The organism is Acetivibrio cellulolyticus CD2 (assembly GCF_000179595.2).
In the GTDB taxonomy this organism is placed as follows: domain Bacteria; phylum Bacillota; class Clostridia; order Acetivibrionales; family Acetivibrionaceae; genus Acetivibrio; species Acetivibrio cellulolyticus.
Window position 1 is genome coordinate 983,144 of sequence record NZ_JH556653.1, and the last position, 14,947, is coordinate 998,090.

Consider the following 14,947-nt stretch of genomic DNA (forward strand, 5'->3'; position numbering starts at 1 on the left):
TGGTTGGGATTAAATTACGCGAACCCCTTCTATTATCTTGTCCACGCAGCAAAATCACCCCATTGTTTTAACTTCTGCCGCGTTTTGATTATACCACCTTTGTTATTTTATTGTCAATATTGCTTAGAAGTCTCATTTCTGCTACAATTGGATACGAAAATAAATATGAAAGCATTTGTAATTTGCTTATATTGCCACTTTTATTATAAATAAGTATGCATGGAAAACTTTCTAAAACCGATAAGGGCTAAATGCCCACAAGAATTTTATTCACTAATAGTGTAAGGTGTGAAATATATGATTGTATTAGGGTGTAATAATATATCTATTTCCTTTGGAACCAGACAAATTATAGAAAATGTTACCTTCAGTGTTCAGGATACAGATAAAATAGGTATTGTAGGTGTTAATGGTGCAGGGAAGTCAACTCTATTTAAAATAATTACTTCAACCCTTGCTGCTGACTCGGGAGATATTTATCTTTCCAAAGGCTGCAAGCTGGGGTATCTTGCACAAAACACAGAGCTTGAATCTTCAAACAGTATTCTTGAAGAAGTATTGTCCGCTTTTTCCCATCTTATAAAAATGGAAGAGCGTATTAAGGATCTGGAAAAACTCATAAGCGATGAAAAGGATGAGGAACGTTTGTCCTCTTTTATGAAAGAGTATTCAAACCTATCCGATAACTTTTCACGTAATGGTGGATACGAGTACAACAGCCGGACCAGAGGAATTTTAAAGGGACTTGGATTTAGTGAAGATGAGTTTGATCTAAAAACAAGCAGCTTAAGCGGTGGTCAAAAAACCAGGCTTGCCATGGCAAAGCTTTTGACTGAAGAGCCTGACTTGCTTCTTTTGGATGAGCCTACAAATCACCTCGATATTAACGCGGTTGAGTGGCTTGAGGATTTCCTAATCAACTACAGGAAAGGTGTTATGATTATATCCCATGACAGATTCTTTCTAGACAGGATAACTAACAGGACTCTTGAGATAGAAAACTGCGAATGCAAGTTCTATAACGGAAACTACACAAATTATATAAAGCAAAAAGAGCTTGATAGAGAAATTCAACAGAAGCATTTCGAACTTCAGCAAAAAGAGATAGCTAGAATGGAAGCCTTTATTGAGCAGCAAAGAAGATGGAACAGGGAAAAAAATATTGTAGCCGCTGAAAGCAGGCAAAAAGCTATAGACAGGATGGAAAAAATAGATAAACCAAAAACCCTTCCTGACAAAATAAAAATAGATTTCAAAATAGCTTTACAAAGCGGGAACGATGTTCTATCTGTAGACAAGCTTTCAAAGGAATATCCCGGCAGACCGCTGTTTAACAATTTAAGTTTTAAAGTTAAGAAAAGCGAAAGGGTTTTTATTTTAGGGCCAAATGGTTGCGGTAAATCCACTTTGCTTAAAATTTTGACCGGTAAAATAGATGATTTTTCGGGAAGCTTTCAGTTTGGCCACAACACAAAGAAGGCTTTTTACGACCAGGAACACTCGGATCTTTCTATGAATAACACAATAATAGATGAACTTTTAGAAGCAAGTGATAATCTTTCACAGACAGACATAAGAAATGCTCTTGCTATGTTCCTTTTTAAAGGTGATGATGTTTTCAAAGAAATATCCACTCTTAGCGGAGGTGAAAAAGGAAGAATTTCACTTCTAAAAATAATGCTTTCAGGATCAAATATACTCATTCTTGACGAGCCTACAAACCATCTTGATATTAACTCAAGGGAAATACTAGAAAGTTCACTTTCCGAGTTTGAAGGAACACTCATTATAGTTTCCCATGACAGGTACTTTATTGACAAACTTGCAACAAGGATTTTAGAATTAGACAGGGATTCTTATATTGATTATTTAGGCAATTATTCTGGCTTTAAGCAGCACAAAAGCAGAATTTCAATTGAATCCAAACCTGTTTCTCCGGTTGAAAATGCATCAGCTTCAAAGCTTTCCCATATTGCTACAAAGGAAGAGAAAGCAAGAAGAAGAAAATTGGAAAAACAATATGCTGACACTGAAAAAGAAATTGCCCAGTTAGAAAGTTCAATTGAAACTATAAAAATTGAGATGCAGTCAGGGGAAGTATTAAGCAATCATGTCATGCTGACGGAACTACACAATAAGCAACTGGAAATGGAAAACAGACTTGAGTCGCTTTATGAGCTATGGGAATCACTGGCACTGGAAATGGAAAATTGAGCAGATAAATCAAAAACGAGCGTGGCTAAATGCGCATTTAGCCATGCTCGTTTTATTCTCAAACTATCATTTTAATTATTTTCTATCCTATAAAGAACCTTCAATAGGTCAAATGAATATACTGGCTATGACATCAAATTTTGAAAAAGGAATGATGATTGAATATGATGTATACTGTACAGCCAGGAGATTCTTTATATCTGATTTCTCAGAAGTTCGGCGTTTCTGTTGAGCAAATCAAGCAGGCAAACCAGCTTTCAAGTAATTTAATCTATATAGGACAGCGTTTAAATATCCCGGTAGAACGTCAAAGACCAATAATATATACAGTTAAACCAGGTGATTCACTGTATACGATTGCCAAAAGGTATAACACAACAGTTGAAAGTATCCAGTCTTTAAATAATCTTACAGGCATAGAACTAAGCGTCGGTCAAAAGTTAACCATCCCCATTTATACTGAAGTTGTCGTCAACGTCGATTCAGCATTTATAAGGAGTGGTCCTGGGCCTAATTTCAGCGTGGTTACAAGCATGGTTAGAAATGCCAAACTTCCTGTTACCGGCTCCAGTAGAGGTTGGTATAAAGTTCGTTTACATAACGGCAAGGATGCCTGGATATCGGGACGAATAGTAACGCTTAATGCCTATAGCGGTGACAAACCAATCTCAGATATCCTGGGATTTTATACCCTCGAAGAAGGTCCTTCACTTCCAAGTTCCTTTACTTCGTTCACAAACAATATTGGAGAGATTTCTGAAACTGGTCTTTTCATGTTCAGAATCAGTGCAAACAATCCAACTACCATAGAAAACTTTGGACAATTTTCAGATCAGGATATAAGAACTCTTGTTGCAATTGCGCACAGGAACAATGTTAGAATCCTCCCGGTTGTGCACAACCTACTCTATAGGCCAGGTGGAACAACACTTGCAAAAAATGTTGTAAAGGTTCTTGTCTCCAATGCACAAAATAGAAATGCCTTTGCCCAAAGCCTCTTAAGGCTGATACAAAAGTATAACTTTGACGGAGTTAACATTGACATTGAAGATGTTTTCATTGAAGACAGTGCAAATCTGTCCTTGCTTTATGAAGAAATTGCCAGAGTCTTAAGACCCCGCGGTTATTTCTTCTCAGCGTCTGTCCCTGCAAGGATCAGGGATGAGCCTTTCAATCCATTTTCCGATCCATTTAATTATTCTGCAATAGGCAACGCAGTTGATGAGTTTGTTGCAATGCTTTATAACGAGCACGGCTGGCCTGGCAGCGGTCCAGGACCTGTTGTATCGATTGGCTGGATGGAAAGAGTATTAACGTATACAATCTCAAAAATGCCTAAAGAAAAGGTAGTTGGCGCAGTATCGGTATTCGGTTTTGATTTCAACCTTACAACCGGCCGTAATACCTATGTAACATACAGCATGGCAATGGCTCTTGCCCAGAAGTACAATAAAGAGGTTATATTTGATGAAGAGACTAAAACTCCGATGTTTGCTTATGAAGATGAACAGGGCAACCAGCATGAAGTCTGGTTTGAAAACGCCCAGAGCATCTACGCAAAAATTGAGCTTGCATGGGACCTTGGTATAAAGGGAATCGCACTTTGGAGGCTTGGAATGGAAGATGAAGGAATTTGGACAATGTTAGAAAATCAGGTTGTAGTGAGTAAGCACTAATCTCAGTAGCATTTTAGGACATTTGCTTCGTAAATTTCTTAAAATAACATACACCCCCACTTCACTTTTTAGTGAAATGAGGGTGTATGTAATTATTACAAAATTCTAGTTATATTCACAATTACGGCTCTTACAAGCAATTAGCTGTTATCTTAATCCACCTGCTATAAGTATATTTTGCTGGTGTGAGGCATCAATCTGATTATCCACATGCCTGACTCCATTGAGAAAATATAGGTCAAAATGGCCATCTATACCGTTACCTGATATAGTGTCATAATTGGGTCCGTACCCATAGTTATCACTTCTGTTGGAAACATTCTGCATATACGGTACGCCATCTACTCCTGCATGTGGCATCCCCGCAATTGATATGGCAAATCTTCTTCCGTTAAACTCTAAAACAAAGGCTCTTCTGGTCCAATTCCAGTACCCGCCAAAAATTTCTTTCATCATGTTGCTGTCTAAACTGGTCAGAGTTTCACAATCAGCATGGTTTGCACCCATGGTTCTCTTTATTGCAAAACTTTTTCCTGTCTTAACATCAATCACCTTTCCAACACTCCCTATTGGGAAAACATACTGTGCTTCACTGAACCAATCCAATATTTCACCGGATTCAGGCGAAACCTTGTTTTTAACAGGTACATTGTGGACAGGTACCTGTAATACATCTCCTTCATATAGAGTTGCTTGCCGTGAGATATTATTTGCGGAAGCAAGTTCATAATCGGGTATTCCCATTTTCTCTGCTATACTCCAAACACTATCCCCTTTTTGCACAATATATGTTTTATATGTTAAATAGTCTGTTGATGTATCTACCGCTATCTCATTCTTAAAATAGTTACTGTCAGGATTATTATCTAAAATATCTTGTTTTATGTAAGTTACACTGCTATGTATATAACCGGTTCCCTTTGCCGTTTTTACATTATACCAGGTTCCTGTTTTGCCTGTAACACTCACTTCTGTCCACGGTTTAAGATATCCTACGGGAGCCACATTTAGACTTGGTCCGCTGCTTAACGTTGCATTACCTGACGTATACCCCATAAAGCTATTATCATAAATATCAAATTGCTTTATCTCAAGCATTTGTCCAATATTGATATTGTCGCTTACAAGGCCGTTTAAAAGCTTTATTTGGCTTACAGTCGATCCAAACAACTTCGAAAGCATCCATAATGTATCCCCTGATCTTACTTTATATTCCAACTTACCATCTGTTTGCCTAAAAGCTAGCACCCTATTTTTGTTATAATCAATGAAACACTCAATACCAAGCTTCTCATAGCAGAATTCAGTCGGCACCATAAACCTATAATTTTCTATTTCCATTGGTGCAGGTGCTTTTATGTACTTTCCGTTAAACTTAACAATGTCGTTATCCAATCTGAATACAAGTTCATTTTGCTTATACGTTACCGCTCCTGTCATCGTACCGGTATCATATCTGAAACTTGCGCCAATAGATTCAGCAAGCTCTTTTGCGGGGATCATCATTGTACTATTTTCAACAGTAGTATATACTCCAGTACATGCAGACTCATTATCTACAATTACCCCTACCGTATTTCCCCCAGCATAAACAGATACCCTAGGAAGCACCAGTACTCCAAGTATAGCTGCAAAAAAGAACGCCGCTCGTTTCCTTAGCATCATATACCCCCTTCAATTTTTAGTTTACATAACACTCCATTTAATTATACGATATTTTTGACGCCAAATCAGTACTCAAAATATTCCTTAAAGGTAACCATGGCAATCATAACTATAATACGTTGTTATTCGTTATTCCATTTCTATCCTTCATTTCTTTCTTCTTTCAGATTTCAGAAGGCCTGCTGTTGATTTCTTCATTCAAAAAACAAAACCTCAATAGAGTAGTATATATATTACTATCTATCGAGGTCTTGGTTATCCCTGCCCACATTAGCAAACACGGAGACAGGAATTGATTTTTACTAGGCTTCGTTATCTAATGTCTGAATTACTGTAATGTATCGATTCTAGAAGCCCATAGGTTAATCAGTCTGTATAGACAGCCGCTCCTATAAAATGGAAAAATATTCAACTCTTTTCATTACATAAACAATGCAAACTTAAGCATCAAAAATATCTTTACTTTTAAGTTCTTTTTCCTTTATCACCTTATTTAGTATATCGATATTAATCTCACCTGCTAGATGATAATACTTTAACCAATATGCACTATCTTCTGCGTATTTATAAATTGCCCTTTCTATATTATCTTTCGTTAGTTTTTTTACAATAATATCTGGTACACCGCAATAAAAATCAACACTTTCTCTTGCCATATAATCATAATAGTTTTTCGGAGTTGATACAACAACTGTATACGTTATTCCATCTTCTAATTCTACAAATACATCAATATTATCATCTTCAATATCGCATATTTCTGAAAGTTGAGTTGGGTATTCAATTTTTATTACTTTCATTGATATTAATGCCTCCCATACCTATTTGTAAAGTTGTTCAAGTATTTTGATTACTTTTGATTCATTTGCTTTACTTGCCTTTGCAAGTATTTCTATTCCTTCCTGAGTATTTCTATAAAATATTCTAGATCCTTTGGCTCCTCGAAGGTATAAAATATCTTTAAACAGATTACTAGTGCCTTTTCCTGGATTAACATTGCCCTCAAGAAGTTTTGACACCAATTCATTTGCTTCCTTTTGCGCTACTTGATTTGTACCCATCTCTTCAGCTGCATTTATAAGTCTTTTATCATTTTTAATCAGAGATGTAATCCCTTTACCTTCACTAAGGCCACCAACAATCTTTAACTCACCTACAGAACCCATAGCTATGCCCATCGATACTTCTTGTATTTTATCATCTTCAATTACACGATCTACTATCATTTGAGTATAGCCTGGAGTATTTTCGTTAATACCCTTTGGAAGAAGCAACTTGGCTCGATCAATCTGTGATTTTGTAGTAGTATTGTCTGACCATTCACTGAATTGATTCCATTTATCTTGTATCCAATCAATGACTCCACTGTTATCAGTAGGCTGCCCTAAATTAACTTTATCTTTTCCCGTCCCCCTACTAACAGCTGTAGCCGGTGGAACATAACCATAAATAACCTGTGTACTTGTACTCTTTGTTACTGTCTGACTTGTACTTGTAGTCTTTGTTACCTTTGTACTTGTAGTCCCTTTTGAAATTACTGGTGTTGTCCCTATAGGAGTTCCACTGGTTTGGTTCGACTGTAGAATTTTGCTGTATTGATCATGCACTCCTTTCTGAGTGTTTGAATCTCCAACACCTTCCAAGTAAAGTCCCAGTGCCTTCCACGTCTGGTCCCCTGCTTTTCCATCAACTGTAATACGGGCTCTAATCTGATATTGTCTAACCGCTTCTTGTGTCAGATTACCGTAATAACCATACTCAACGCCTTTTGGCATTGTTAGACATCCTAACTCAACCAACTCCTTCTGGAGTATTACAACATCTTCACCCTTTGAACCAACTTTCAATACTGTTCCTTGCTCTTTATGCCCTGTCGGGTCTGTGTACATTATCGGGTCATTGCTACAGTATGTATACAGGTTCAAACTCAACGGATCATTTGCTTCACCCATGTATGTATCCTGCTGCAGGAATCTTGCAATCTTCGGATCATAGTATCTGGCATCCAGATTATAATACTTGGATTCCTCATCATACTGGTAGCCCGCATACCTTGCCTGGCTCTTTATCATTTTTGCGGGGTCAGTGGTTGCAGTTCCTGTGCTGTCATAGTATTTTTCAAGCGTTATATTCCCAAAGTCATCATACTGGTATTGTGCACGCATTTTGTTTGTGCTTGCATCTATCAATGCTGTTACATCCGCATGTCCGTTATAAAAATAATATGCTTTGCCGTTCGTTGTTCCTATCAACGTTCTTGATATCAGGTTCAGCCCTATTACATTCAGTACGCTTAACGCTCCGGTTCCGTTTGTGTATTCAAATACTACATCATTACCTTCGTAGAAATACCTTGCAGGTGTTCCTGTACCTATTTTTTTCGCTACCCTTTTTCCTTCACCGTTGAATGTATTTGTCATGGTACTGTTGCTTGCTGATGTCCATGATGTCTTAAGCTGATTTAACAGCGTATAGGTGTTATTTTCAAGAGTAGTAGTTGTTGTTGTAATATCTAATACCTTCAACTGGTTTCCGTTATTGTCATGCTGGTATTGCTTCTTTTGTATTATTGTACCACTGGCATTGGTATTTCTCTTTGTCTCATACTGAATCCTGTTGTTGTCAGTGTAATCATACTTTGTATATGTTACCTTGCTTGTTGATTTTATTGTTTCAGTTTGAGTAGCCCTGTTTCCTCTGCTGTCGAATGTATAGTCTATTATTCTTGTAGGTTCATCAATATGGTTAAGCCTGTTTAATCCATCATATCCGTAGCTGGTTGTTTTTAACGTTGCTGTTGTACCACCTATTCTTTCATCCTTTTTCTGCATAGTGTGGTTAGTATTATAATAATACTTGTAGTACTCAGATTCAACATATGTTCCTGATGTATTTTTTATTTCCGATTTCAGATCCTTTAACAATCCGTCATCATAGTAAGTGTATGTCTGCCTGAACTTGTCCTTGTATGTAACCCTGTACCTTCTGCCATCGTTGTAATATTCATAGACGGTCTGTTCTCCTCCGTTGGTAACCAGTTTCAAACGTCCTGCCTTGTCAAATACCTTTTCAATAGTCTGGCTTCCTGGATACTCACTCTTTTCCTTAATTTCACCTGACGAAACTCCTGTTGTTATATCATAAGTATATACAGTAGGTCCTGCTATTGTCGTTATTCCACCTTCTACAACAGTCTCTTTCTTTGTTTTTACCCTGTTTAATTCATCATAAATTCTTTCTGTTGTTATTGTACTTTCTGCAACTCCACCAGCACCCTTGTTCTCAACTATTATCTTTTTCAGGTTGCCGTTTTGGTCGTAGCCTGTATCTAAAGGTATCGTTATTGTAACTGATGAGTTATCACTGCCTGTTACTGTTTGCGTTGTAAGCCTTCCATGGCAGTCATAACTATAATACGTTATTATTCCGTTTCTATCCTTCTTTTCTTTCAGAAGTCCTGCCGGTGTGTATTCATAAGATTCAGTCTTTGAACTTACTCCTTCACCATTTGGGTCACTTACAGACTTAAGCTCACCAAAACAGTTATATTTGTATGTCGTAGTAAAAGTCCCAAGTAATTGGGTTCTAATTCTTCCGTCTATATAGTAGGTATAGCTTGATATATCGTTGGTACCGTCTGATACTTTTTCAAGTCTACCAAGTATATTATATGTGTATTTTAACTTTTTGCTTGATGCATCTGTCTTTTCCTTTACATTGCCAAGGTTGTCATAACTCAAAGTAGTCTTATGAGTTCCGGTTGAATAGGGGTCAGTAGTGCAAATTAACCTTCCGTTTGTATCATAATCGTATTTTGTCAGCTTATTAAGTGCATCATAGGCTTTAACCTGTAAATTCCTGGAGTTGTATTCCAGTCCTTCATAGTATACTGATTTTGGATCTTTCTTCTTGTAAACCCTGTTCATCGGATCATAGAAATTAACATATGCATTATCTCTCCAGTCCTTTGTTCTTATAAGGTTTCCATTAAGATCATAATCATATACTGTAGTATGTGGAGTACCACCAACAGTGATCTGTGATGTAGTCATCCTGTCAAACCTGTCATACTGGTATATTGTTTGTACAGTGTTTCCGTCAGTTTCGCTAATTACATTACCATTTACATCATAATCCCTAGATAACGTTATAGCTTCACTTCCATTATACCTCTGTCTGCACTGGTTTTTCACTTTCAAATTGACAGCATTATAACTGTAAAGTTCACATATATCATCCGTTGTGTCAGCTTCAGTATTCATTTTATTCTGTGTATAGACCAAATTACCCAATGTATCATACTGCATTATCTTTTGTATTTGTGATTGGGTGGTGCCATATATGTAAGGCTCTATTATTTTCGATACCTTACCCAAATTATTGTATTCATACGTCGCTTGATATTCAGTTCCGCCCTTACACTCGGTATGACTAGTCAAATTGCCTTTAAGGTCATAAATGTTTGTTTCCATAACACCGCCATTGTCGGTTACATTTACCTTCTTTGTTACTTTATTAGCTATAATTACACCGGATTGAACCTGAGGTTCATAAGTATATGTTGTTTCAGCCCCTATTGCGCTAGCTTCATCTATAACCTGACTAGGCGGTACAGGTACTAATCCTGTAGTATCACTCTTTACAGTCTTTTCCTTAGTTACTCTTCCCAAAGTATCATACTCATATTTCACTGTAAATGGAAGGGTGCGCAATTTATTTTCAGGATCAAGCTTAGTTTTTATTAATCCTTCCGGGGTATATTTATATTCAGTAACATAGCCACCTTCATCCGTTGATGTTAATAGATTGCCATTTTTGTTATAAGCATTTGCCTTGTAATTATATATACTTGATGCTGACCAAGTAGAGGTTGAAGTGTTGTAATTGTATTCCTCTCCTCTAAAACCACTCTGTACAAGTCTTCCAACTACGTCGTACCTATAGAAGTTAAAATTCTTACAAGCATAAGCTGGAGCTGCCAATGGATCTTCAATATTATCCATTGTGCTTACATAATTATTAGGGGAAACATCAGCAATTTTTCTGCCTGCAAGGTCATACCAGTTCATAGCTGTATAAGTCTTCTGCACATAGGTTTGTGTGGTATCATCATATACCGATATTTGGCTATCCAGATAAACCTTTTTGTTAAGACCTCTCCAGTCGTAAGAATAATAAGTTGTATAACCTCTTGGATTCATCACGCTTAACGGATTTCCCTGCCAGTTTAAAACCTTTGAAGATGATGCCTGATATGAACCAGAGGAATCAGTTTCACCAATCAACCTGTCAAGATTGTCGTAATAGTAAAGATCAATTCTTGCATTTGAAGGATACATTCTTATTTTCATATTGCCTTCTGGATCATAATAGTAAGTAGAGGTTATTATATAGTCAGTACCTGAGTTATAATCATTGCCATATATGTTGCCGGTTTTTACGTACAACTTTTCTAATGCAGTCTTGCCAAGATAGTTATTGATGTACTCAGTCGTAATTTTATTGATATCAAGATTGTCCTTATACTCTTCTGTCTTATTTACATTGTTTGATCCATCATAGTAGTATTTCTTTCTCTCTCCAGTAAAACCTACTGACTCCATCAATTTGTTGTTCTTGTAATACTGGAATGAAGATTTATAAAATCTGTCATCAACAGCATAGTCATGTATTCCATTTCTGCTCGTTTCATTATTAAAAGTTGCCTGATCAACATTAGTTTTTAATATTGCTTCATTAACTTTATTACCCGAATCGTCGTAAACATACCTTTTATAGGTATATGAACTCGTTACTCCATTTTCACCTTCAAAAGGAGTCCATATGTGCACAGGTCTTTTCATTGTGTCATAAAAATAGTAAGTAACATATCCCTCACCATCTTCTATACTCTTTGTAGTTCCATCAAGATTGTACAGTGTTGAAATTCTAATCTCGCTGGCTCCACCTGGATCGCTAACTTTTTCGATAAGCCTGTCAGCATAATCATATCTTATCTCTTCAGTTATAAATTCCATAGTGTTGAGCATTTTCTTGTGTATAACAACTTTTTTATAATTATCTACTGAAACATACTCAGTTAGATATTCATAGCTTTCAAGCCACATTTCAGTTCCACCGTAAGGAGTCACATATACATCTTTAATCCTGTCCCTTGAGTCATAAGTATACCTGTAGGTTGTTCTGTTTGTTCCACCAAACTCATTCAGATCCGGCTCAATCTTTGTTTTCATATTGCCACTTTCATCATAATCATACTCAAAAACATTACCTACGGGGTCTGTTTCTTTTGTAACCTTGTTTGTACCAAGATAATATTGATATCTGTAGCCCACATTAGTATTGTTATATTTGTGGTTCGCCAGATCATCGCTTGATTCATCATAAAGGTTTGGAGATATCTTCTGGATAAGCCTACCAGACAGATCATACACATACCTTTCAATACTCTTTTTGCTGGCAGTAGCAATTGTATCGCTATCACAAGTAGTCTTTCTTTCAAGTTTTCCGTTTTTATCATAGTCATACCATGTTGATTGGTATGTTGTATATCCATTCAGTAAAACTTTTTCGCTTTGGAGCAATTTGTATGAGTTATAAGTATATTCAACGGTTTTAGCCTCTGGATCGGTTATTTTTGATAGCATTCCATTTGTATTATATTCATATGTTGTTGCCGCAACCGGATTTGAATTATAGTACTTCGGCTCTGTAACAGATTTAATCTGTCCGTCAGGCCAATATTCATATGTTGTGATATATGAATTTGTGCTGTTAAGACTTGCGAGCTCGGGATAAGGCTGTGTTGTGACCTTTGTGCGGTAAACATATTTCTTTTTCAGCAACCTAGTTGAGTAGTATTCATAGTATGTATAACTATTCTCTTCATCCTTCTCAAACTTAATCAAATCCTTCAAGACACTATCAGTATAATAACCATACTCTTTTATGGATTTATCAGGATTTGTAACTGTTGTTAAGTTTCCATTGCTATCCACATCATATATTGTCTTATTCCCATAATTATCGGTCTCGCTCTTAATTTCATTGTATTTATTGTAATAAACGTTTCCTAGTACTTGATTCTTGAAGTACTCAATTACACTCTTTGTACCATCATCGTCTATCCTTTCCGTTATTGCATTAGCCTCATCATACATTTCCACAGTAGTAATAACCTTTCCGTTCACAGTGCTGAATGTAGTGGTCTTGTTAGGGGAATAATCATATTCAGACACTTTGCCGTACATATCCGTGTGCTTTATAATCCGGCCATTAGCATTATATTTTACATCATCTAACGTTTTCCATACAGTCGATCCATTTTCTATTTTTTCAGCAATCATAATTTTAAAGCCGTCAGTATAGTCAAAGCAATATACGTCATACCCATTGGCATCGGTCACTTTATCAAGTTTGCTATTATTTAGAGTATACACTACAGTTCTTGATGAAGAAACGTCTTTTACCTTAACTCTTGGATATGAATTTTCTACAACATATTCAAGTTGGACAATTCTTCCTTTACTATCCTGTATCTGATCAATTTTGCCATTCAGATAACTTACAGATATTCTATTTCCAACGTAATCCTCTACATATGATAGCAAATATTGGCTATTAACCTTTTGGAATCCATATTTTGTCCTATCCTTCATTGTCAATACATAATTATCGCTTGAAATGTTATAGATAAGTTCATCCCTCGAATCCATACCAGAGTAAGTCTTGGTCGTGGATGTAGTACCGGACAGTATAAACGTCGATGATGACCCATCCGGCTTATTAACTGTAGCCACATCAGCAGCACTACTTAATTCAATACTTCCTTCATAGCTGAATGTCCATCCTGTTCCTAATATACCTGTTTTTGTGTTCTTAGAATTATAGACCCTGCCAATTGATATGTCAGGTCCTGGAGCAGATATTTCAAGATCAGTATAGCTCCTGCTAAAATTTCCTGTTGGAGAATATACACCTTCAAAATTGAAGTAGCTTTCATTACAGCCAATATATATCAGCTTATTGCACCATTGATCCATGGTTCTTCCCACAGGTATAAAATTATACTTTGACAAAGGCTTGTTTATACCAAGTATATTGAATTTTGATTGGGTATCTTGACCAAAATCAATAGTAGTAATTTGGCTAGAATCCAAACCAGTCAAATAAACCCTATGATCACCTGATGGCTTAAAATTACCTACTGTACTAAGCCTTTTAAAATTACCTACACATTGTATTGTTCCATTGCTCAGCTTGGTTCCATCATGGATTACGGAAGTTTGGAAATAGATGGTTCCTCCAACATATACATAGTCCCCAGAATTCGTCATTTTAAGTGTGGAACTACCATTTACGGAATAATCTCTTAACGCAACCAACCTTCCATTATTAACATTGATTATAGAGCTATTATTTTGGGTAAACTCGTAACATACCTTAAGCATCTTTCCGTTCAAATCAACTGTGCAATTGTCTATATTTGCCGATTCATATACATGATTCATTTGAAGTGTCTTGGTTGAATTTATATTAAAAGTACCACGAGCTACAATAATGTGATTACTGTCTGCTGATTCAACCTCGTTGCCATTGGTATCAAGCTTGTAAGCACGTACAAAGAATTCGTATTCATGGCTATCTGTAGGAAGCAAACCACTAAAAGTAGCATCCAACTTTTCAACATCAGTTGATCCCAGATCTACAATTGTATGATTAATGTCTTGGGTATCAATTCTATAAACATTATATCCATCCTCATTACCTGAAGGTGTCCATTTTAATATAGCTCTATCGCCACTTGCGGTTGCTCGCAAAAACTCTGCCTCTAAGTCGTTAGGTTCTAACACAGTCTGGCTCGTCGTTGAAGTTGTTGAACTTAATGACACTTCAGAACTTAATATACTTGCTGAATTTAACGTATCTATTGAGCTTTTTGTGCTTTTTGAAGGAACTGACATAACCTCCTGTGATTCAAAAGAATTAAATCCTTCTATCCCCATATAAGCAGCACTCTTTTTGTTTTCTTTTCCAAGAATACTGCTTTTATCTTTTTGCTTTGCCAAATCGCTCTCAACCTTAGCTTTACTGTCTGTATACAGTTTGTCTATTTCGTCCTGAGTTAACGTAGTCTTTGGAACATTCTCATACACATCAATTGCAGGGGTAAACTTTTTTGAATTCTTTAACATATTATCTGATGCCATAACCGGTAGTACTTGTAATACAGTTAAAATAGCTACAACTATTGCAATAATCTTTCTGCTCTTAAACATTTTAGCCCTCCATTTTTAGTGTTTTTTTAAAGTATTTTGTCTGCGTACTGTTTTGCTTAACACTTTAGTTTGTTTTCATTTATCCCACCTCCTTAGAGTTACATAAAAAAGTTC

Annotated in this window: 5 protein-coding genes; 2 read left to right on the forward strand and 3 right to left on the reverse strand. The window is 36.4% G+C overall.

Annotated elements, in window-relative coordinates; all coding sequences use genetic code 11:
• The first annotated feature begins 297 nt into the window (after window positions 1-297).
• On the forward strand, window positions 298-2,214 hold the full coding sequence (gene abc-f, locus ACECE_RS0206500) for a ribosomal protection-like ABC-F family protein (protein ID WP_010245709.1): 1,917 nt from the start codon (window positions 298-300) through the stop codon (window positions 2,212-2,214).
• Between the two features lie 164 nt (window positions 2,215-2,378).
• A complete protein-coding gene (locus ACECE_RS0206505; protein WP_010245711.1) occupies window positions 2,379-3,890 on the forward strand; it encodes a LysM peptidoglycan-binding domain-containing protein in 1,512 nt (503 codons plus the stop codon).
• 147 nt (window positions 3,891-4,037) lie between these two features.
• Here the strand turns inward: ACECE_RS0206505 and ACECE_RS0206510 are convergent, their stop codons facing one another.
• From ACECE_RS0206510 to ACECE_RS0206520, 3 genes are all read right to left on the reverse strand, one after another.
• On the reverse strand, window positions 4,038-5,552 hold the full coding sequence (locus ACECE_RS0206510; protein ID WP_010245715.1) for a LysM peptidoglycan-binding domain-containing protein: 1,515 nt from the start codon (window positions 5,550-5,552) through the stop codon (window positions 4,038-4,040).
• Window positions 5,553-5,995: 443 nt separating this feature from the next.
• Entirely contained in the window at window positions 5,996-6,355 is a 360-nt protein-coding gene (locus ACECE_RS0206515) for a hypothetical protein (RefSeq protein ID WP_010245717.1), read from the reverse strand.
• A 21-nt stretch (window positions 6,356-6,376) separates the two neighbouring features.
• Complete coding sequence (locus ACECE_RS0206520) at window positions 6,377-14,833, reverse strand: RHS repeat-associated core domain-containing protein (protein WP_010245721.1); 8,457 nt, start codon at window positions 14,831-14,833, stop codon at window positions 6,377-6,379.
• Between the last annotated feature and the right edge of the window lie 114 nt (window positions 14,834-14,947).

Excerpts from the sequence above, each read along its gene's own strand:
- abc-f (WP_010245709.1), top strand. The coding sequence starts at position 298 with ATGATTGTATTAGGGTGTAATAATATATCTATTTCCTTTGGAACCAGA.
- ACECE_RS0206505 (WP_010245711.1), top strand. The coding sequence starts at position 2,379 with ATGATGTATACTGTACAGCCAGGAGATTCTTTATATCTGATTTCTCAG.
- ACECE_RS0206510 (WP_010245715.1), bottom strand. The coding sequence starts at position 5,552 with ATGCTAAGGAAACGAGCGGCGTTCTTTTTTGCAGCTATACTTGGAGTA.
- ACECE_RS0206515 (WP_010245717.1), bottom strand. The coding sequence starts at position 6,355 with ATGAAAGTAATAAAAATTGAATACCCAACTCAACTTTCAGAAATATGC.
- ACECE_RS0206520 (WP_010245721.1), bottom strand. The coding sequence starts at position 14,833 with ATGTTTAAGAGCAGAAAGATTATTGCAATAGTTGTAGCTATTTTAACT.